Below are 20,799 nucleotides of genomic sequence, written 5' to 3' on the forward strand. Positions count from 1 at the left end.
GTGCGAAATCCTGCATCACCACATGCGGCTTTGCGCGGATTATCACACCAATGGGGCGTGCGCATATGGACGGAACGTCAGCAAAGGAGGATCCGTGACAGATTTCATGACTGGGACCGTTCTCATCACCGGCTGCTCGACCGGCTTCGGCGAGGCCACCGCCCGCCTGTTCGCCGCGCGCGGCTGGAACGTCGTCGCCACCATGCGCCGGCCGGAGGCGGGGGCCGACCTCGCGGCGCTGGACAACGTCCTGGTCACGCGGCTGGACGTCCAGGACCCGGCCAGCATCGACGCCGCCGTCGCCGCGGCGGTCGAACGGTTCGGGCGCGTCGACGTGCTGGTGAACAACGCCGGCTTCGGCCTGTTCGGCGTCTTCGAGTCCACCCCGCGCGCCAAAGTGCAGGAGCAGTTCGACGTCAACGTCTTCGGCGTGATGGACGTGACCCGCGCCCTGCTGCCGCATTTCCGCGCCAACCGGTCGGGGGTCATCGTCAACGTCAGTTCCGGCGCGGGCGTCTTCGCCCTGCCGATGATCTCGCTCTACTGCGCGTCGAAGTTCGCGCTGGAGGGCTTCTCCGAATCCCTGTCCTACGAGTTGGCCGACCTCGGCATCGCCGTGAAGATCGTCGAGCCCGGAGGCGTCACCAGCACCAGCTTCGGCCAGCGCAGCGGGCTGGAGGCGTCGCAGGGCGCGGTGCCGCCGGACTACGAACCCTTCGTCGCCGCGGCAAACGAGGTCTTCGCGGGCCTGCGCGCCTCCCGCGCCGACGCCACCAGCGAGGAGGTGGCGGAGGTGATCTTCACCGCGGCCACCGACGGCACCGACCGGCTCCGCTACGTCGCCACCGAGGACATCAAGCCGCTGGTCGCCGCCCGCCGGGAGACGTCGGAGGCGGACTATCTCGCCTTCATGCGCGCCCGCGTCGCCCCCCGCGTGAAGCGCTGACCTCCGGTCAGTTCGTGAAGGCTGACCTCCGGTCAGTTCGTGGCGGCCGGGCTTCGTCGCAGGCTGGCCAGCCAGTGGGCCAGCGTCTCCGCGTCGCGGCGCGCGGGAAGCGAGACCGGGGCGGGCGCCGCCTCCCGCGACCGGGCGCGCGCTTCCCGCGGGCTGAGGCCGAAGCGCCGCCGGAAGGCGCGGCTGAAATGGGCGTCGCTGGTGAAGCCGTGCGTGTAGGCGACCTCGCTGATCGACACCCGGCCGCCCCGGCTCGGCCGGGTGATCTCCATGTAGCAGCGGTCGAGCCGACGGTTCTGGATCAGCGCCGCCACGCCGCCGTCCTTGCCGAACAGCCGGTACAGTGTGGCGCGCGACATGCGGAAGGCGTCGGCCAGCCGGGTCGGCGTCAGCCGGTGGTCGCTGAGGTTGGCGTCGATGTAGTCCAGGATCGACAGGCGGCAGGTCGTCCGCATCATCTGCAGCGAGTCCGGGAAATTGTCGCTGACCAGCGCCGACGTGCGCTCCAGCATCAGCACGGCGGACTTCAGGGCGGCGTCCGCCTCCAGCCGGTCCATGGTCGTCGCCACGGTGGCGAGCGTGGACAGGTGGCTTTCGAACAGGCGCGTCATGGTCAGCCGTGCCGGCAGCACCATGCCGTGCAGCGTGCCCTGCCCCAGGGTGCCGGCGATCAGGTCGCGCGGCAGCAGGAGCATGACGCTGCGGAAGGCCTCCGTCTCGATGACGGTGGGGTGGCCGAGGTCGAGCAGGGCGATGTCGCCCGGATCGATCCGGACCGCCCGGCCGGCGCATTGCGCCTCCGCCCCTCCCTGGAGGAAGGCCTGCACGACGATGTGGTCCAGGCCGGTCGCCGCGGCGTGGCCGATGGACCGGACGAAGCGCTGCCGCTCCCCCGTGCACCGCACCACCAGCGCCCGTCCGAGCCGGGCCACCGACAGCTGGCCACCGAAGGCCCCGCCGTCGCTTATGGGTTCGACGTCGAAAAGCGGTCGGAACACGTCCCGCCACAGCGGCATACGTTCGTTCTCCGGCATTTCGTTCAGGTCGAAATGGAGCGCGCTTCCCTCATTCAACATATCCGAATACACCATGCTTGTCTGAGTTAAGTTGCCCATCCTCACCAAAGAACGCGCACCACTCCCCATTCCCCCCGGTATCGCCGGGCGGTGAATTTGCAATATTATTGGCAGATTTTTAGGACTAGCTTCCGTCTCTAATCAGCGCAACGCGGTCCATCAAGGCAACACCGTACGTATTTCGGCGTATTATGCGCAGGAGAAAATGTCACCAATATTTGAGTAGCTACTTCAATTTAGAAACATTCAAGCAATCATTTTGAGACACAAGGTCAAAACATGCCAATCTTTATGATGTAGAAAATCAGCCGTTCCGCCTCACGGGCACCAACAACGGCGTTTTCTGTCTTTATCATACAAAGGCATGATTTAACCTTCAATCATTATCTACTTCCGTCGATTTGATTGGAGGCATGGCGTGACCCAGCCGCCCGCGCGCGGCGCGGCGATGCGCCCTGGTGCCGTTTCCGGCCACGGAAGGCCGCTTGTGGGGTGGAACCGTCCGAACGGCTTGCCGCAGTCCGGCCGCCCGTCCGCACCGCCACGACGCACCAGGAGACCGACAATGGTTGCAACGCCTTCCGGAATTTCGGGCACTTCTGCGCCCCCGGACACCACCCCGGACACCAGCCCGGCCAGGGCCAAGGTCGAGGGAACCTACCGGCGCGAGCACCGCAGCGAGAGCCGCACCGAAAGTTCCTGCGTCCGGCGGGTCGCCGTCGTGATCGACGGCCAGGCGCGTCCCGTCCCCGACCCGGAATGACCGGCCGCGCCTGCGCGAAAATCCACACCATGGGATGTTGACGCCAACCGCAAAGCGGAATGAGACATCAAGGCCATGGAAAAACCTCGCGCAGTTACACTCCCATGTTAAACAAAAGCCGCAAGACGAAATTCTAGTACTTTAAAAAGAAGCAAGCTGCACATGCGGCTGACGAATCCTTTACTCCAAAGGACGTCCGTCGGCGTGGGTTTGTTTTTGGGTCATGCGGCGATTTTTGCGCGAACGGGCAACCGTTCACGAAGTCCCACCACTCAGAATGAGGAATCGATCCCGTGTCCGGACTTACGCTCCACGACCTGATCCAATCCATCGCCGGCGCCGTCGCCGATGCGCAGGACAAGGTCCAACGGTTCCAGATCGCGACCGTCCGCCAGTATTTCGACGAGAACAACCGCCCGGTCAGCGTGGACGTCCGCCTGCCGTCGCTGGACATCGACGCCGAGCCCGAGGACGAGCGGCTGGTGCATGTGCCGCTGCTGTCGCTGGTCGGGCCGCAGCTTCTCAACATCAAGGACGTCGAGATCCAGTTCGACGTCGCCCTGAACGGGCTTGCCGACAAGGCCCCCTCCGACGGCGACGGCGAAGCGCCGGCCGAGGGCGCCCACAAGTCACTGAGCGTCGATATGGGCGCTCCCCGCGATCGTGGCGCGGGCTCGATGGCCCGCGTCACCCTCAAGGTCGAGAGCCAGGAGCCGTCCGACGGCATGGCAAGGCTGATCCAGCACCTCGACAAGCAAATCTAGCCGATTTGCAAACCTGACCAATGAAAGGGAAAAGCAATGCCTATCAACATGGGTGACCAGTTCCGCGGCCTTCCCATGGGCGACCTGATCGGTGGCCCGCTGATGGCGGCCTGCGAGGCGCAGGTCCGCCTGGCCAACGCGACGGCCGACTTCATCAAGGTCGTCGGCTTCATGCCGCCGACCGCCGACGAGCTGAAGAAGGACAGCCGCGCCGTCGGCGACATCCGCACCGTGTCGTTCAAGTACGACCGTCCGACCGAGGACGGCAGCGGCAGCGAGCGCGTGTCCATCGACGTGCCCCTGCTGGCCGTGGTGAAGATCCCGTCGCTGGCCGTCAACAAGGTGGACATCACCTTCGACATGGAGGTGAAGAACTCCGAGCGGCAGGTCGAGTCCACCGACGCCAAGGCCGAGGTGCAGGCCAGCGTGTCCGGCGGCTGGGGCCCGGTGAAGGCCAGCGTCAAGATGACCGGCTCGGTCGCCTCCCACAAGGAGAACACCCGCCAGACCGACCAGTCGGCCAAGTACCACGTCGAGGTGCACGCCGAGGACAACGGCATGCCCGAAGGCCTGGCCCGCGTGCTCGACATGCTGTCGCAGTCGGTCGCGCCCAAGCAGGTCGAGAAGAAGGAAGGCGACAAGCGGATCGGCTCCGGCGCCCCGGCCGAGTAAGGCCAATTGAGGCCTTCCCCGCGAAGGCCTGATCCCGCGCATGCACATTCTCTCCGGGCAGGCGACCAGACATGTTTGATCTCACTGACGTCGGATACATCAAGCGCATCGTGGTCGGCAGCACCGACCCGGAGAAGCTTGCGTCGGAAGAGGAGGCCCGGTCCGCGGCCGACCTCCTCAACCGATGCCTCGCCGGCCCGCCGCGGGGCCGCATCGTGGGCATCGAGAAGACCTTCAACCTCCTGAACATCGGCGAGCACCAGGTCGTGCTGCAATGCATGATCTACCACGTCGGCTTCGCCCGCCGGCCCCACTGGCTTCAAGAGTAGCGGGGGCGGCGGCGATGATCGGCATGGAGGAGCTTATCCACGTCCTGCGCGCGGCCGCCCGGTCCGTGCGCGCGGACCTGGACCGCTGGGAGGCGGACCGCATCGACCGGCTGTCGAAGATGGACCCCGTCCTGGTGGACTGGAGCGCCGGTCCCGAAGCCGGGTCCGGGGCCGGCCCCCGGATCGGTGACGACTGGGACCTGAACATCGAGATCGCGCCGGAGGACGCCGGCGGGACCGGCCGGCCGGCGCATGTGTCCATACCGATGCTCGCCCTGTTCCGCCCGATGGCGCTGCGGATGACGAAGCTGACGCTGGAACTGCCGGTGGTCGTGGAGGAACACCCCTCCCCCGACGACCCGAACGACACCGTGCTCTCGCTGGGCGCCGCGGAAGGGGCTCCGCAAAACGCGAAGCTGTTCCGGCTCGCCCTGGAACTGGTCGAGGACGGCACCGTGGACGTGTCGCTCGAAGGCCAGCTGCTCGACAGCTTCAAGGACGATGCCGGGGAAGGCGCCAAGGAGGGCGGCCATGAGCAACGCTAACGGTTCCTTCCGCATCGCGCTGTCCAACGACCAGGCCTCGTCCCTGCGCCGCGTCGTGGACACGGAGTCCATCGTCCCCCCGCCGAAGCGGGAACCGGAACCGAGCCCGGAGCCGGAGCCCGCCCCGGCTCCGCCGGAGGCCGCGGCGCCCGACGCCGCCCCTCCGGCAGCGGAGCCCCGCCCCGAACCCCGGCCGCAGCCGCGACCGCATCCGCTCCCGCCGCCGCAGCCCGACCCCGCCCGACCCCGCCGCACCCCCGTCCCGCGGCGGGCCGCCGCAAGGGGCCGGCGGAAAAAGGGCTCCCCCATGACGCTGGTGGCGGTCCTGCTGGCGCTGGCGGCGGCGGCGTCGGTCGCGATGCGCACCCTTCCCGACGACTGGCCGGAACGGCTTCCGGCCTTCATCCAAGACCTTCAACACTGAGGAGACATTTCCATGCGACGCACCCTGATCGCCGGCGCCGGCCTGATGCTGGCCCTGGCCGTGAGCACCGCCGTGCCCGGTATCGCCCCGGTTTCCGCCCAGGTCCCGACGACCAAGCCCATCGAGGGCGTCTGGAGCGGCGAGGTCGTGAAGGAGGGGCGCCCCGTGCCTGTGCCGATGACCATGATCATCACCGACCAGCCGCGCGGCAGCCGCGCCGGCGACATCGTCTGGGGCGCCCCCTGGGTCTGCAAGTCGACACTGCAGTTCTCCGGCGTGAACGACAAGACCTTCCTGCTGACCCTGGACAGCGGCAACGGCCCGCACTGCGACTCCCTGCGGAACGGCCACGCCCAGGTCACGCCCGAGGGCACCGACAAGGCCGACATCCTCGTCTACGACGCGAAGAACAAGCTGGTCCACAAGACCCGCGTGGAGCGCACCGCGCGCGGCCAGGGCGCGGCGGCGAATCCGGGGTGATGACGCCGGGCTGACCCAACAAGACCAACAGGAGGCTTCTCGCGATGTGCATCACGGGTTCCGTCGGCCAGAACGGCCGCAACGACAAGGGCGACGTCAAACGCATCCAGCTTCTGCTCAACATGAACGCGGCGGCCTGCGGGCTGGAAAAGCCGCTGGTGGCGGACGGGCTGTGCGGCTCCGGCACCATCGGCGTGCTGAACGCCTTCCAGCGCCACGCCGGGGTGATGTCGAACGGCCGCGCCGAGCCGGGCGACCAGACCATGAAGGCCTTCCAGGACCGGCTGCCGCGCGGCCTGACCAAGGAAAAGCTGTGGACCATCATGACCGGTGCGACCGAGGCGCACATCAAGCGCTACCACGAGCCGCTGCTGAACTGCCTGGAGCGCAACGGCATCGACACCCCGCTGCGCGTCGCCCATTTCCTGGCGCAGGTCGGGCATGAGTGCGGCGACTTCCGCTACCAGGAGGAGATCGCGGACGGCAGCGCCTACGAGGGCCGCAAGGATCTGGGCAACACCCAGCCGGGCGACGGCAAGCGCTTCAAGGGGCGCGGGCTGATCCAGCTGACCGGCCGGTCCAACTACACCCGCTACGGCGAGGCCATCGGCCGCGACCTGGTGACCGGCGACAACGCCCGGCAGGTGGCCGACGACCCGGAACTCGCCATCGACGTGGCCTGCTGGTACTGGACCAGCCGCAAGCTGAACCAGTGGGCCGACGAGGACAACGTCCGCGAACTGACCCGCCGCATCAACGGCGGCTACAACGGCCTGGAAGACCGCGAACTCCGCCTGGCCCGCGCGAAGTGGGTCCTGGCCATCGGCTGACGCCGCCCCGGCGTGACGCGCGCCGGGTCATTCCTCCCTTCCGCTCACCACCCGCTCCCTGGGGAGCGCACGCCCACCCGGACCCCGGCCACGCCCGGAGTCCGGGAACGGGGGCGCGCGACCCGGCCGGCGCGCCCGCAAGGAACGCCCGAAAGGACTGCCATGAAGATCGACCTCAACACGCTCACCGCCCGCCTCGACGAGTGGGCCCGCGCGCGCTACTTCGACGACATCAGCGCGCACGGGGCCGGCTGGTCGCGCTGGCTGCAGACGGACTTCGCCGCCTGGATGCGCGACCGCTTCCCGAAGGCGGACATCCAGCGCGACGTCCGCGTGCTGGCCGACGAGGGTCCCGGCATCGACCTGCTGCTGAACGCCCAGTCCCCCGCCGCCGAGCGGATCGCCGTCTTCGTCCTGTGCCAGACCGCGGAGGATTCCAACTTCCTGGCCAAGGCCGACGAGGCGATCAACCGGCTGTCGAAGATCGCCACGGCCGCGGAGCACCGCGGCTGCTCCATCCACCTGCTGGCCGGCGTGATCACCGAGGTGCCGAGCGAGGGCCTGCGCCAGCGCGGCTTCGCGGGCATCCACAACGGCAACGGCATGCACCTGTACATGAAGCAGGTGAACGCCTGATCCGCCGCGGGCCGGGCGTCGCTCCCGGCCCGCGCGCGATCCCCTCCGGCGGACCCATCGCCGGACCCCATCGCCGGACAGCTAGGAACGGACATGGCCCGCGATTTCGGACGCACCAACACTTATCCGTCTGCCCCCCAAGCGTCTGCCGACGACGCTTCGGCGGACACGGCCGACTTGGCGCCGCCGATCATGCGGTCCCAGCTGCTGGACGAATGCGACGCGATGGTTCAGTACGCGCTGGGATCCGGCATGGCGCTGCCGCCGGACCTCCACGCCGGCCTCGCCCTTCTGGACGCCGTGCGCAGCGGGGCCATGGACACGCTGTCGTCCGCCGAGGTGGTGGAACTGGCGGTGCTGCACGGCCAACTGGCCCAGCTGGTGGCGCCGGCCAAGCCGCACACGCTGTACCTGATGCAGACCGACCCGGCGCGCGATTCCTGGGTCTCCATCCTCGGCCCGCTGCCCAACATCCGGCGCCTGATGCTGGGGGCGGTGGTGTTCGTGGCGATGTTCATCGGCACCAGCCTGTCCCCGAACCTGAACAAGGAGACCATCGCGGGCAGCATCTATTCCCTGAGCGGCACCGTGCTGATGGTGAACCTCGCCTTCATCATCGCGGCGGCCGGCATCGGGTCCTGCTTCCACGTGCTGTTCGCCGCCCACAAGTTCGTCAGCGAGGGGACCTACGAGCCGAAATACGAGTCCACCTACTGGATGCGCATCGCCATGGGCGTGATGTCCGGGCTGATCCTGGCGGAGATGGTCGGCATCGACTTCCAGGACGGCAAGACCATGGGCAAGCCGATCCTGGCGCTGCTCGGCGGCTTTTCCGCGACGCTGCTCCACCGCATCCTGAACCAACTGGTCACCAAGGTGGAATCGATGTTCCCGACCGACGGCGGAGCCCAGGCGAAGTCGTTCGACGGCCCGTCCGGTGGTGGCGTCGGCGGCGACCGGCCCGCTTCGCTGCCGCCGCCGGCCGAGTTCCAGGCGCCCGCCGCCGAATCCGCGCCGCCTGCGCTGCCCCCGCCCTCCGCGCCGCCGCCGGCTCCCACGCCCGCACCGGCACCGCCCGCATCGGCACCGCCCGCATCGGCACAGGAGGAGTCGGACGCTCCGCCCCCGGCCTCCTCGTCCGCTCCTCCGCCGGCCCCGACGGAAGACCGGCCGGCGGACGGGAAACCGGCCGACGCGAAGGAGCAAAGCGGGTCCTGGCTGCGGCCCTGATCGAACCCACGCCCGACACCACCGGCGGCGCGCCCCACGGCGCAGGCCCACTGCGCGGGACGCCGCCGCCGAAACACCGGAGAGTTCCATGAAGCCCACCCCGCCCGTCGACATCACTCACAACTACGACGAGTATTACAGGACCGGACTGTACAAGCACCGCTACCCCACGCCCAACGAGGAGGTCTTCGCCCTGGTCGTCCGGTCGGTCGAGGAGGTCGGCAACCGCGTCCTGGATTTCGGCTGCGGCAACGGGCGCTACGCGGCCCCCCTGCTGGACCACACCGACGCGCGGGTCATCGGCTACGACATCAGCCGCGTGGCGCTGGACGATCTGGGCGCCCGCTGCCGGGAGTACCGCGACAACGGCCGCCTCGTCCTGATCGACGGCGACCTGGACAACTTCACCCGCGAGGCCGAGCCGCAGGCGCCCTTCGACCTGGCCCTGCTGATGTTCGGCGTGCTGGGCCATGTGCCGACGCGCGCGGGCCGGCTTGAGACGCTGCGCCGGGTGGCGTCGCTGCTGCGGCCGGGCGGGCGCCTGATCGCCTCCGTCCCCAACGCGCGGCGCCGCTTCCACGCGGAGCAGGCAGCCAGCCGCGAGCGGATCGAGCGCGGCGAGCTGGAGCCGGGCGACATCACCTACACCCGCCAGGCTGAAGACCAGGAAATCACCCTCTACTACCACCTCTACACCCCGGAAAGCTTCGTCGAGGAGCTGGAGGAGGCCGGCTTCCTCGTGACGGCGCTGGAGGCGGAAAGCGTGCTGCCGGAAAGCGGGGTCGTGTCGTCCCTGCTGCTCCGGGGCATCGACCGGCTGCTCGGCGCGGTCCTGCCGGTGCGCTTCGCCTACGGCTTCCTGGCGGTGGCCGAGCGCGACGCGGCGGTCGCGCCCGAACGGGCCCCGCACGATTCCGGCCAGCCCGTCACGACCCCCAGCCCCGTCCCGGCGGAGGCGGGCTGACGCCATGGGCTTACGATCGATCGCGGCCCTTTTCCTGATCCTTCTGTGCGGCCTCTCCAGCGGGGAGGCCGCCGCCGACCGTCTGGACCTGATCCGCAAGCGCGGCACGCTGATCGTCGGCGTGAAGGGGGATTACCCGCCCTTCGGCATGCTGGACATCGACGGCGGGCTCGTCGGCTTCGAGCCGGACCTCGCCTGGGAGATCGCGAAGGCGCTGGACGTCCAACTCCAGCTCGTCGGCGTGACCAGCGCCAACCGCTTGCAGAAGCTGGAAGAGGGCAGCGTCGATCTGATCATCGCCACGCTGGGCGACACGGCGCAGCGGCGCCGGATCGCCACCATCATCGAGCCGAACTACTACGCCAGCGGCGTCAACCTGCTGATGCCCCACGGCAAGCCGGTTTCGGACTGGACCGACCTGCGCGGCCAGAAGATCTGCGCCACCCAGGGGGCGCTGTTCAACCGCCCCATGGCGCAGCGCTACCTGCTCGACCTCCAGCTGTTCAACGGCACGCGGGACGCCAAGCTGGCCCTGCGGGACGGGCGCTGCGTCGGCTGGCTGTACGACGACACGGCCATCGCCGGCGACCTGACCCGCCAGGAATGGGCGGGCTACGGCATGCCCCTGCCCTCCTCCATGGTGTCTCCCTGGGGCATGGCGATCGCGCTGGACGCGCGCGGGACGGCCTTCGAGCGGGCGCTGTCGGACATCGTCGCGGGCTGGCACCGCTCCGGCCTGCTGATGGAGATCGAGCGCCGCTGGAACCTGAAGCCGTCCGCCTTCCTGTTCGACGCGCACGAGCTGTGGCGCCGCCGGACCCCCGGCGGGAAGCTGCTCTGCGCGCGGCAGCCCGACGGCGAGTGGCCGGCGGAGTGCCGCAACAAGGCGATCCTCACCTCGACGGACGTCGGCGGCCTGCAGCGCATCGGCCTGCTGGTGAAGGAGCAGACCGGCCTCAACGTCACGATCGCCTACGACGACTACGACCGCAGCCACTTCCTGCACGGCCTGCTGGTCACGCTGGAGCTGGTCGCCCTGTGCCTGGCCGGCAGCCTGCTGGTCGGCGTCGCCGGCGCGGTCGCCATCGACGCCCGCGTCCCGCTGCTCAGCCGCGCGGTCAAGGGGCTGGCGACCGTCGCCCGGATGACGCCGCCGCTTTTGCAGATCTACGTGGTGTTCTTCGGCATCGGCGGCGTGGTGGTCCAGACTTACGGCTGGACCTTCGACGGGATGGCGGTCACCGCGCTGTGCCTGTCGCTGTACGCCGGTGCCGCCAACATCTTCGCCTTCCTGGAGGCCGCCGCCCATCTGCGAGAGGGCGATGCGGCCTTCCGCCTGCGCCCGTCCTCGCTGCGGTCATCGCTGCCGGCGGCGGTTCGCGTCGCCTACGGGCCGCTGGTCGCCACGCTGGTCAACGTGGTCAAGGCCACCGGCATGGCCAGCGCCATCGGCGTGCCGGAGCTGATCTCCGCCTCCACCGCCATCGTGGCCGACCAGGGCAACGCCGACGTCATGATGAACGTCCTGATGGTGACCTATTTCCTGATCGTGCTGCTGGTCGTGCGCCTGTTCGGCATGCTGGAACGCAGGATGGTGCGCCATGGAACCGCTTGAGACCGCGCGGGCGCTGGTCGCCTGGACGCCCTTCCTGGCCGGCGGCTTCGTCTGGAACATCGTGATTTCCCTGACGGCGATGGCGATCGGCACGGCGCTGGGATCGGTGCTGGCCGTGATGCGCACGGCGGCGCGCCCGGTGCTGGTGCGGGCCAGCCTGGCCCTGACCGCCTTCACCCGCAACGTGCCGACCTTCGTGGTGCTGTTCTACCTGGCCTTCGTCATCCCGGTGGAGTTCGAGATCGATAACATCGTCTACCCCTTCCCGGCCTGGGTGAAGGCCTCCATCGCGCTGGCCATCGCCGTGGTCGGCTTCGTGTCGGACAACCTGTCCACCGCCATCCGCGCGTGGCGCGGCGGCAACCGGGGGGCGGCGCTTCTCTTCATCCCCGGCTGGACCTCCTACTTCGTCATCATCGTGATGGCGTCGTCCACCGCGTCGGTCATCGGCGTCGGCGAGATCGTGTCCCGCTGCAACACGGTGATCGGGGCGACCGGCCGCAACGGCCTGATGCTATGGGTCTACCTGTACGCGATGACCTGGTTCTTCCTGTTCTGCTTCCCCCTGAACCTGCTGATGGCGCGCGCCCGGCGGCGGCTCCAGACGCGGATCGCCTCCCCGGTGAAGGCCACCGACGTCGCGGCGGCCAAGGCCACGGACACCGACTGAAAGACCCGACGTCATGAAGGCGAAGAAAAATGCACGCTCCCTGAACCCGACCACGGCGGTTATCGCCCTGCTCATCGCCGCCCTGGCGTGGAGCTGGTTCGGGGCGGAGGCGATGCCCCCCGGGGTGGCCGGGCTGCTGGACGCGGTCGGGCTGGGCAAGGGAAGCGGCCGGAAGGCCATCACGCTGGCCGTGGTGACCGACCACCCCCAGCCCGGCGGCACCGGGGCCACCATGGTCAACGGCGTGCGGCTGCTGGTGGAGGACGTGAACCGCGCGGGCGGCATCGACGGCCGGCCCCTGCGGCTGGAGGTGTTCGACGACGGCGGCGAGGTGGAGACGAGCAAGGCCGCCGCCGCCAAGCTGGTGCGCGACAGCGACGCCGTCGCGGTGATCGGCCACCGGCTGAGCGCCGCGACCAAGGCGGCCGGCCCCGTCTACGCCGCGCACGGCATCGCCGCGGTCTCCCCCGCCTCGACCTCCACCGACGTGACGGAGGGGAACGAGTGGCTGTTCCGGACCGTCTTCAACAACGAGTTCCTGGGCCGCTTCCTCACCCAGTACATCCACGCGGTGTTCAAGCCCGGCGAGTTGCTGATCGCCGCCGGCCACCACAGCTACGCCCGCCAGCTGATCGCGCTGATCCAGTCGGAAGCCAAGGGGCTGACCATGGGCGTGGCCGACCCGGAGTTCGTGGAGGCCGGCAACGGGCCGGAGACGCGCGCCGCCATCGGCCGCCTGATCGAGCGGCTGCGCCACACCACGGGGCCGCGGGTCCTGTTCATGGCGCTCTACCCGGAGGAGGCGGTGCCCGTCGTCCAGGCGGTGCGCGACGCCGGGCTGGAGGACGTGACGCTGATCGGGCCGGACTCGCTGGACCGCATCGACTTCCCCCGCCTGTTCCAGTCCTTGCCCAGCGAGCGCCGCACCCCCGGATTCTACTCCAACGGCATCACCATCGCGTCCTCCGTGGTCTACGACACGGCGGGGCGCGCCGCGGGCTTCTTCCGGGAGCAGTACGGGCGCCGCTTCGGCCAGTCGCCGGACTGGCGCGCCGCGCTCGCCTACGACGCCGGCCGCGCGGTGGTGGAGGCGATCCGGCAGAGCGGCGGGGCGGCAAACGTTCCCCCCGCCACGCTCCGCCGCAACATCCGCAACGGGCTTGACGCGATGAACAGCGTGGAGACGGCGGTGGAGGGTATCGCCGGCCCCGTCTTCTTCGACGACCGCGGCAACGCCAGCCGCCCGGCGGCCATCGCCCGCTACCAGAACGGCGAGCTGGTCTCCGACTTCGCGCAGTTCCAGACCCTGCGCAAGCTGCCGCATGGCGCGCGGCTGCCGGACATGGTCAAGGCGGGCCAGGTCATCAACGTCGGCGACCGTCTGTTCGAACGGACCCAGGTGGCCTTTTCCGGGCTTCTGCTGCACGACGTGGCGAAGGTGGACCTCGGCGCCTTCACGGCGGAGTTGACCGGCGAGGTCTGGTTCCGCTTCGCCCGCCCCGACCGGGATCCGGCCCGTGACCCGGCGACCACCGAGCCGTCCGACATCGTCTTCCTGAACGCCGTCGGCCCCGTCACGCAGGAGGTCCAGGCCGAGGAGACGACCGAGTCCGGCATCGTCTACCGCCGCGTGCGCTTTTCCGGGACCTTCCGCATCGACTTCGTGCCGGGCATGCGCTCCTACCGCCACCCCACCATCGGGGTGGAGTTCCGCCACCGTCTGCTGCCGTCCAACCGGCTGCTCTACGTCGCCGACCTCGCCGGCATGGGCATGACCGACGGCGCCGGCTACACGCAGTCGCTGCGCGAGCTTGCCCCGGCGCTGGAGGCGCAGGGCTGGCAGGTGCGGGAGGCGACCGTATTCCAGGGCGTGGCCTCGGTGTCCACGCTGGGCGACCCGCGCCACATCAGCCAGGACAAGGGCGTGGCGTCCTATTCCACCTTCGCCGCTGTGGTCCGGCTGGACGAGATCGCCAGCCAGTCGCTGGTCAACGTCCTACCGCAGCAGCACGGCCTGATCCTGGCCGGCGGGCTGGGGATGCTGCTGGTGGCCGGCGTCGCCAACCGGTCCATCCGCGCCCCGCGCGCGCGGCTGACCCTGTTGGCGGTGGAGATAGCGACCGCCGCCGTCGTCCTGTCGGTCGCCCGCGCCTACAGCATCGAGAGCCTGCAGGAACGCCTGCCCTTCGTCTATCTCGACAACATCGAGCGCGGGTTCCAGGCCGCCTGGTGGCTGCTGGGCGCTTATGGCCTGGACGTCGCCATCAAGCGCTTCCTGTGGGAACCGCTGGAGCGGCGGACGGAGCGACGAGTGCCGGCGATCCTGCGCCATTCGGTCTCGTCGGTGATCCTGCTGCTGTGCCTGTTCGGGATCATCGCCTTCGTCTTCAACCAGCCGCTGACCAGCCTGCTGGCGACCTCGGGTCTGATCACCCTGATCATCGGCATGGCGATCCAGACGAACCTGTCCAACATCTTCGCCGGCATCGTGCTGAGCCTGGAGCGGCCCTTCTCGCTCGGCGACACCATCAAGTTCGGCGACCAGGATCCGGCCCGCGTCGCCGACATGTCCTGGCGGACCACGCGGCTGGAGGACGGGTTCGGCTACGTCCGCTGCATCCCCAACAGCAAGGTCGCGGAGACGGTGCTGGTGAACTACTCCCGCCGCTCCCCGCTTGGCGACGTGCAGCACGTGACGCTGCCGCCCGACGTCGCGCCGGAACGCGCGGTCGCCGTGCTGCGCGGCGCGCTGGCCCAGTGCCGCTCCATCCTCCAGGACCGCAGCGCGGACGTGGCCTTCATGGGCATCCACACGGTGGACCGCAACGCCGTGGGCCGCTACGCCCTGACCTACACCCCGGCTCCCGGCGCCACCCGCTGGACCGCCGCCGAGGAGGTGTCAGCCCGCGTCCAAGACCGCCTGTCGGCGGAGGGTTTGCCGTTGGTCGAGGGGCGGTGAGGGCCGGCGACGGAATGCGGCCTCTGGTGCAGATCGGGGGCTTGGCTTTTGCCGTCCGCGACGACACCTCATGCCGGCAACGGCGCGGGCCCCGCCCGGTGTGAACGGCTTTGTCCTGAGGAGCATGAAATGACCGATCTCTCCGCCTTCCCCATCACGGCGCGCTGGCCGGCCAAGACTCCGGATCGGTTGCAGCTCTATTCGGCGCCGACGCCGAACGGGGTGAAGGTGTCCATCATGCTGGAGGAAATCGGGCTGCCGTACGAGGCGCACTACGTCGCCATCATGAACAACGAGACCTGGACGCCGGACTTCCTGTCGCTCAACCCGAACGGCAAGATCCCGGCGATCATCGACCCGGACGGGCCGGGCGGCAAGCCGCTGGCGCTGTTCGAGTCCGGCGCCATCCTGCTGTATCTGGCTGAGAAGACCGGGAAGCTGCTGCCCGCCGACCCGGCGCGGCGGTACGAGACGATCCAGTGGGTGTTCTTCCAGATGGGCGCCGTCGGGCCGATGTTCGGCCAGTTGGGCTTCTTCCACAAGTTCGCCGGCCGGGAGATCGAGGACAAGCGCCCGCTGGAGCGTTACCGCGCGGAATCGCAACGCCTGCTCGGCGTGCTCGAACAGCGGCTCGACGGGCGTGACTGGATCATGGGCGACGACTACAGCATCGCCGACGTCTCGCTGCTGGGGTGGGTGCGCAACCTCGTCGGCTTCTACGGGGCCGGCGACCTCGTCGCCTTCGACAGCCTGAAGCGTGTGCCGCAGTGGCTGGAGCGGGGCTTGGCCCGGCCGGCGGTGCAGCGCGGCCTGACCATCCCCGCGTCCGGGGCATAGGCGGAGGGCGTTACAGCAGGGCGGCGCCGCCGAGCGCCGCGGCGAAGACCACGGCGCAGGCGAGCCAGGCCGAGACGACGTCCTGGGTGTTGGCGATGTGTTTGCGATAGGTCTGCATGGTGTGATGTCTGTTCTGTCTGGTCGGGCAACACCGCGGGTGAAGGGCAGCCCCGCGGGACGGGTTCAGCGCGCCACCATCTGCGACGAGGAGGCGACGGCGCTGTTGGTGGCGCTGTCGGGAGCGCTGCGCAGGCCCAGTTCGCCGCGGGCGAAGTTCAGGTAGGACTGCGCCTGGGCGGTCTGGCCCTGGCGGTGCAGGCTGTCGGCGACGCCCAGGTAACGCTGGACGATCAGCCGCTCCTCGCGGCCCAGGCCGGCCGGGGCGTTGTTCTGGATCGTGGCGTTGGCCTCGTTCAGCTGGGCGGCGAAGCCGGCGTCGCCGACCGACTGCGCAAAGGAGAGGGAAGAGAATGACGTAAGGGCAGCCGCCGCGATGACGGCGGCGGACAGGGTACGCGTAATCATGACGATCCTCGTTTCTTCAGTTCGATACCGGCGTCCTTGCAGAGGAAGCGCCGAGATCGCCGCGGTCCAGTTGCGACTTCATTCGCATTGTTGAAGGACGGTTGGGAGGACTTGTGCCCGCCCGGCCGTCCCGCCGCGGTGTCGAGGCGTGATTTAGAGGGCCGCCGTCATTCCGGCCAATGAAACATCGCAAACGTCGCAATGCACGGCGTGCATAGTGCCTCCGGACGGCCGCCAAGCCCGCGGTTTCCAAGGCGTTCCGCGGACTTGGGGAGCTGAGACAGGGCTGCTATGCGGCAGCATAACGGTCCGGCCGGTTGATTTCCGGCGTTTGCCGCCCCGCTTCGGCCAGTTTGGCACGCAGTCGGTCCAGGGACCGCCGGTAATCCTCGACGGCCTTCTGCTTCACCGGGCCGAAGCCGCGGATCTCCATGGGCAGGGCCGCCATCTCCACCGCCACCGCGTGCCCGGCAGGATTCAGGCTGGCGGCGAGGTCGGCGACCAGCGCCTCGTACTCCGCCACCAGCGCGCGCTCCATCCTACGCTCCGCGCTGTGGCCGAAGGGGTCGAAGACCGTGCCGCGCAGCCGGCGCATCCGGGCGAGCCCCTTCAGCACGGGCAGGATCCAGGGCCCGAAGGCCAGCTTCTTCGGCTCCCCCCAGCCGTTCAACCGACGCGCCAGCAGCGGCGGGGCCATGTGGAAGACCGGCGTCCAGTCGCCCTCGAACATGCCCTCCAGGGTCTTGCGGAAGGCACCATCCGTGTGCAGGCGCGCGACCTCGTACTCGTCCTTGTAGGCCATCAGCTTGAAGCCGGCCCGCGCCACCGCCTCGGCAAAGGCCGTGGACCCGGTGCCGAGCCGGGCCTCCGCCGCACGGGCGCGCGCGACCAGCGCGCGGTAGCGGTCGGCGTAGGCCTTGTCCTGGTAATCGGTCAGGAAGGCGGCCCGCCGCTCCACGATCTCGTCGAGCGTCCGGGCCTTTGCCGGCTCCGGCGCCAGGAAGGCCTGGATCGCGGCGGGATCGTGGGCGAGCAGGCGCCCGTAGGCGAAGGCCCGCCGGTTGGCCCGGACGGCGACGCCGTTCAGCTCGATGGCCCGCTCCAGCGCCGCGAGGCCGACGGGGAGCAGCCCCTTCTGCGCGGCGTAGCCGAGCAGGAGGATGTTGGTCAGGATCGCGTCCCCCATCAGCGCCGTCGCCACCCGGTCGGCGTCCACCGCCTCGACGAGGTCCGGCCCGACCGTACGGCGCAGCCGGCCCAGCAGCCCGCCGCCGTCCGGCAGCACGTCGCGGTTGCGGGTGAAGGCGCCGGTCGGCACGACGTGGCTGTTGGCGACGACCCGCGTCCGCCCCGGCGCCATGGTGCGCAGCGCGTCCGGCGCCGTCGCCACCACCATGTCGCAGGCGAGCACCAGCTGCGCCCGGCCCGGATCGACGCGCGCCTGGGTCAGCCGGCCCGCGTCGCCGGTCACCCGCAGGTGGCTGTAGACCGCCCCGCCCTTCTGCGCGAAGCCCATGAAGTCGAGGACGGAGGCCGCCTTGCCCTCCAGATGCGCGGCCATGGCGAGCACGGCGCCCACCGTCACCACGCCGGTGCCGCCGACCCCGGTTACCAGGATCTCCGCCACGCCATCCGCGCCATCGCCCGTCATGGCCACCGGCGGTTCCGGCAGGCGGGCCAGCGCCTCGGCGAAGCGCTCCTCCACCGCGCCGGCGTCGCGCTTGCGGAGTTGGCCGCCCATGACTGACACGAAGCTGGGGCAGAAGCCCTCCACGCAGGAAAAGTCCTTGTTGCAGCTGGACTGGTCGATGCGGCGCTTGACGCCGAATTCGGTTTCCAGCGGCTGGACCGACAGGCAGTTCGACTTCTTGGAGCAGTCGCCGCAGCCCTCGCAGACCAGTTCGTTGATGACCACGCGGCGGGCCGGGTCGGGAAAGGTGCCGCGCTTGCGCCGGCGCCGCTTCTCCGCGGCGCAGGTCTGCTCGTAGATCAGGGCCGTGACGCCCGGCACCTCGCGCAGGTCGCGCTGCACGGCGTCCAGTTCGTCGCGGTGGTGCACGGTGACCCCGGCGGCGAGCGCCTGAGAATCCGCGAACTTCTCCGGCGCGTCGCTGACCAGCGCGATGCGCCGGACGCCCTCGGCGCGCAGCTGGTGCGTGATGGCTTCGACGGAGATGGGGCCGTCCACCGGCTGGCCGCCGGTCATCGCAACCGCGTCGTTGAACAGGATCTTGTAGGTGATGTTCACGCCGGCGGCGACCGCTTGCCGAATGGCGTGGGAGCCGGAATGGAAATAGGTCCCCTCCCCCAGATTCTGGAAGACGTGGCCGCGCTTGGAGAAGGGCGCCTGCCCGACCCAGTTGGCCCCCTCCCCGCCCATGGGGGTCAGAGATTCCGTCTTGCGGTCCATCCAGGAGGCCATGAAGTGGCAGCCGATGCCGGCGAAGGCCTTGCTGCCGTCGGGCACGCGCGTGGAGGTGTTGTGCGGGCAGCCGGAGCAGAAATAGGGCGTGCGCACATCCGGCCCCGCCTCCACCTTGGCGGCAGGCGCCAGCCGGTCGAGCATGGGGGTGTAGTCCGTCCCGGGCACCCGGCGCTGGATGCGCCCGGCCAGCGCCAGCGCGACGATCCAGGGCCGCAGCTCCCCCGTTCCGGGCAGCAGCGGAGCGCCGGCCTCGTCGGTCTTGCCGACGACACGGGCGGGGCGGCTGGCCACGTGGAACAGCAGGTCCTTCACCTGCCCCTCGACGACCGGCGCCTTTTCCTCGACGACCAGCACCTCCTCCGCACCGCGGAGCACGTCGAGCAGGCCGGTGCGCTCCACCGGCCAGGACAGGCCGACCTTGTAGACGCCGAGGCCGAGGCGGGCGGCCTCCGCTTCCCCGATACCCAGCACGGCCAGGGCCTCCATCAGGTCCAGGTGGGCCTTGCCGGTGGTGACAACGCGCAGCCAGCCGTCCCGCGCGCCGAACACCCAGCGGTCCAGCGGGTTGGTGCGCGCGAAGGCGCGCACCGCCTCCACCTTCGCGGCCAGCCGCTGCTCGATCTGCAAGCTTGGGAAGTCCGGCCAGCGGTAGTGCAGGCCGCCGGGGGGCGGGGTGAAGTTTTCGGGAACGCAGTAGCTGGCGCGCGGCGGCGGCAGGTCCACCGTGGCGGCGCTTTCCACCGTCTCCGAAATCGCCTTGAAGGCGACCCAGGCCCCGGAAAAGCGCGACAGCGCGTAGCCGTAGAGGCCGTAGTCGATGTAGTCCCGCACGCTCGCCGGGTTCAGGATCGGCATGGACCAGGCGACCAGCGACCCGTCGCTCTGGTGCGGCATGGAGGAGGACACGCAGCCGTGGTCGTCGCCGACCACGACCAGCACGCCGCCGTGCGACGAGCTGCCGTAGGCGTTGCCGTGGCGCAGCGCGTCGCCGGACCGGTCCACGCCCGGCCCCTTGCCGTACCAGAGACCGAACACGCCGTCGACCCGGCCCTCCCCGCTCGCCTCCACCTGCTGGCTGCCCAGCACGGCGGTGGCGCCCAACTCCTCGTTCACGGCGGGCTGGAAGACGATGCCGTTGGCCTTCAGGTGATCGCTCGCCTGCCACAAAGCGAGGTCGAGCCCGGCCAGCGGCGACCCGCGGTAGCCGCTGACGAAACCGGCGGTGTCGAGGCCGGCCTGACGGTCCCGCTCCCGCTGCGCCAACAACAGCCGCACCAGCGCCTGAGTCCCGGACAGGAAAACGCGCCCATCCGATCGGGTGTAGCGATCCCCGAGGTGGTAATCCATATCGACCGGACCGAAGGATCCGTCCATGGCGTCTCTCCCATCTCTTGGTCTTGGTACGGCGCTTGGTGTGGCGCGCCTTTTTTCGTCACAACGCACGGTCCGATTGGCCGAACCGTATCCAGGATATTCCTTCGCTCCGGGAAAATTGTTTCTCAGTTTGCTGGAATCCGGCTAATCTGGGAAAATCCGTAAAGCAAATTGTCGATTCCGGAAAGGAATGCGCCGGTGACCATCGCCCTCGACCCGTACGAGAAGGCCATCCTCTCCGCCCTGCAGAAGAACGCCCGCCTGACCATGCAGGAGCTGGCCGCCGCCGCCGGCCTGTCGGTCAGCCCCTGCTGGCGGCGCATGAAGTCGATGGAGGAGGTCGGCGTCATCCGCAGCTACACGGCGGTGGTGTCGCCGCAGAAGCTCGGCCTGACCGAATGCGTCTTCGCCAATGTCACGCTGGAGCGCCATGTGGACGGTGTGGTGGAGCGGTTCGAGGCCGCCGTCCGCGACTGGCCGGAGGTGCTGGACTGCTTCGCCGTCACCGGCGACGCCGACTACATCCTGCGCATCGTGGCGCCGAGCACGCAGGCCTATGGGGAATTCCTGTCGCGCCGGCTCTTCAAGGTCCCGGGCGTCGCGCATGTCCGCTCCAACGTGTCCCTGCGCGAGGTGAAGTCCGACACGCCCGTCCCGCTCGACCATCTGCCGTGAGTGGATACGCGAGCCGACCCTGTGCTATGCACGCATCGGTCGCCACCAGGG

Annotated in this window: 20 protein-coding genes; 17 read left to right on the plus strand and 3 right to left on the minus strand. The window is 69.4% G+C overall.

All coding sequences use genetic code 11. From position 1 onward, the window contains the following. Positions 1-106 precede the first annotated feature (106 nt). Positions 107-946, plus strand: a complete 840-nt coding sequence (locus tag J2851_RS33810; RefSeq protein ID WP_209773071.1) for an SDR family oxidoreductase — start codon at positions 107-109, stop codon at positions 944-946. Positions 947-978: 32 nt separating this feature from the next. Here the strand turns inward: J2851_RS33810 and J2851_RS33815 are convergent, their stop codons facing one another. Next, positions 979-2,031, minus strand: a complete 1,053-nt coding sequence (locus tag J2851_RS33815; protein WP_209773073.1) for an AraC-like ligand-binding domain-containing protein — start codon at positions 2,029-2,031, stop codon at positions 979-981. Between the two features lie 565 nt (positions 2,032-2,596). On the opposite strand from J2851_RS33815, the gene J2851_RS33820 reads away from it, so the two are divergent. The 15 genes from J2851_RS33820 to J2851_RS33890 all read left to right on the plus strand — a co-directional run bounded on the left by J2851_RS33820 (position 2,597) and on the right by J2851_RS33890 (position 15,749). Further along, positions 2,597-2,794 carry a hypothetical protein gene (locus tag J2851_RS33820; RefSeq protein ID WP_209773075.1) on the plus strand — a complete coding sequence of 66 codons (198 nt, stop codon included), beginning with the start codon at positions 2,597-2,599 and terminating at the stop codon, positions 2,792-2,794. Between the two features lie 293 nt (positions 2,795-3,087). Then, complete coding sequence (locus tag J2851_RS33825) at positions 3,088-3,558, plus strand: DUF2589 domain-containing protein (protein ID WP_209773077.1); 471 nt, start codon at positions 3,088-3,090, stop codon at positions 3,556-3,558. 36 nt (positions 3,559-3,594) lie between these two features. Next, positions 3,595-4,230: a DUF2589 domain-containing protein gene (locus J2851_RS33830; RefSeq protein ID WP_209773079.1), complete on the plus strand. Its 636-nt coding sequence runs from the start codon at positions 3,595-3,597 to the stop codon at positions 4,228-4,230. A gap of 71 nt (positions 4,231-4,301) precedes the next feature. Continuing rightward, positions 4,302-4,559, plus strand: a complete 258-nt coding sequence (locus tag J2851_RS33835; RefSeq protein ID WP_209773082.1) for a hypothetical protein — start codon at positions 4,302-4,304, stop codon at positions 4,557-4,559. A gap of 23 nt (positions 4,560-4,582) precedes the next feature. Continuing rightward, the gene (locus J2851_RS33840) at positions 4,583-5,104 is read left to right on the plus strand and encodes a hypothetical protein (RefSeq protein ID WP_209773084.1); all 522 of its coding nucleotides are present in this window, start codon (positions 4,583-4,585) and stop codon (positions 5,102-5,104) included. Next, entirely contained in the window at positions 5,091-5,528 is a 438-nt protein-coding gene (locus tag J2851_RS33845; RefSeq protein ID WP_209773085.1) for a hypothetical protein, read from the plus strand. Before J2851_RS33840 ends, J2851_RS33845 begins: the two co-directional genes overlap by 14 nt. Positions 5,529-5,540: 12 nt before the next feature. Beyond that, a complete protein-coding gene (locus J2851_RS33850; protein WP_209773087.1) occupies positions 5,541-6,008 on the plus strand; it encodes a hypothetical protein in 468 nt (155 codons plus the stop codon). Positions 6,009-6,052: 44 nt separating this feature from the next. Then, entirely contained in the window at positions 6,053-6,838 is a 786-nt protein-coding gene (locus J2851_RS33855) for a glycoside hydrolase family 19 protein (protein WP_209773090.1), read from the plus strand. A gap of 162 nt (positions 6,839-7,000) precedes the next feature. Continuing rightward, a complete protein-coding gene (locus J2851_RS33860; protein WP_209773093.1) occupies positions 7,001-7,474 on the plus strand; it encodes a hypothetical protein in 474 nt (157 codons plus the stop codon). Between the two features lie 93 nt (positions 7,475-7,567). Next, the gene (locus J2851_RS33865; RefSeq protein WP_209773095.1) at positions 7,568-8,704 is read left to right on the plus strand and encodes a hypothetical protein; all 1,137 of its coding nucleotides are present in this window, start codon (positions 7,568-7,570) and stop codon (positions 8,702-8,704) included. An 88-nt stretch (positions 8,705-8,792) separates the two neighbouring features. Next, positions 8,793-9,668, plus strand: a complete 876-nt coding sequence (locus J2851_RS33870; protein ID WP_209773098.1) for a class I SAM-dependent methyltransferase — start codon at positions 8,793-8,795, stop codon at positions 9,666-9,668. A gap of 4 nt (positions 9,669-9,672) precedes the next feature. Beyond that, positions 9,673-11,283: a transporter substrate-binding domain-containing protein gene (locus tag J2851_RS33875; protein WP_209773100.1), complete on the plus strand. Its 1,611-nt coding sequence runs from the start codon at positions 9,673-9,675 to the stop codon at positions 11,281-11,283. Next, complete coding sequence (locus J2851_RS33880; protein ID WP_209773103.1) at positions 11,270-11,953, plus strand: ABC transporter permease subunit; 684 nt, start codon at positions 11,270-11,272, stop codon at positions 11,951-11,953. Before J2851_RS33875 ends, J2851_RS33880 begins: the two co-directional genes overlap by 14 nt. A gap of 13 nt (positions 11,954-11,966) precedes the next feature. Then, positions 11,967-14,912, plus strand: coding sequence for an ABC transporter substrate-binding protein (locus J2851_RS33885; RefSeq protein WP_209773107.1), 2,946 nt, complete (start codon positions 11,967-11,969; stop codon positions 14,910-14,912). A 129-nt stretch (positions 14,913-15,041) separates the two neighbouring features. Further along, a complete protein-coding gene (locus tag J2851_RS33890; RefSeq protein ID WP_209773109.1) occupies positions 15,042-15,749 on the plus strand; it encodes a glutathione S-transferase N-terminal domain-containing protein in 708 nt (235 codons plus the stop codon). Between the two features lie 183 nt (positions 15,750-15,932). Here the strand turns inward: J2851_RS33890 and J2851_RS33895 are convergent, their stop codons facing one another. Continuing rightward, positions 15,933-16,274 (minus strand): hypothetical protein, encoded by a 342-nt coding sequence (locus tag J2851_RS33895; protein WP_209773112.1) that lies wholly within the window; start codon positions 16,272-16,274, stop codon positions 15,933-15,935. Between the two features lie 289 nt (positions 16,275-16,563). After that, positions 16,564-20,073, minus strand: a complete 3,510-nt coding sequence (locus J2851_RS33900) for an indolepyruvate ferredoxin oxidoreductase family protein (protein ID WP_209773114.1) — start codon at positions 20,071-20,073, stop codon at positions 16,564-16,566. Between the two features lie 198 nt (positions 20,074-20,271). Here J2851_RS33900 and J2851_RS33905 point away from each other — a divergent pair, with 198 nt between their 5' ends. Continuing rightward, positions 20,272-20,748: an Lrp/AsnC family transcriptional regulator gene (locus J2851_RS33905; RefSeq protein ID WP_209773117.1), complete on the plus strand. Its 477-nt coding sequence runs from the start codon at positions 20,272-20,274 to the stop codon at positions 20,746-20,748. Positions 20,749-20,799: the final 51 nt, after the last annotated feature.

The sequence above is a fragment of the Azospirillum rugosum genome, assembly GCF_017876155.1.
GTDB classification, from domain to species: Bacteria; Pseudomonadota; Alphaproteobacteria; order Azospirillales; family Azospirillaceae; genus Azospirillum; species Azospirillum rugosum.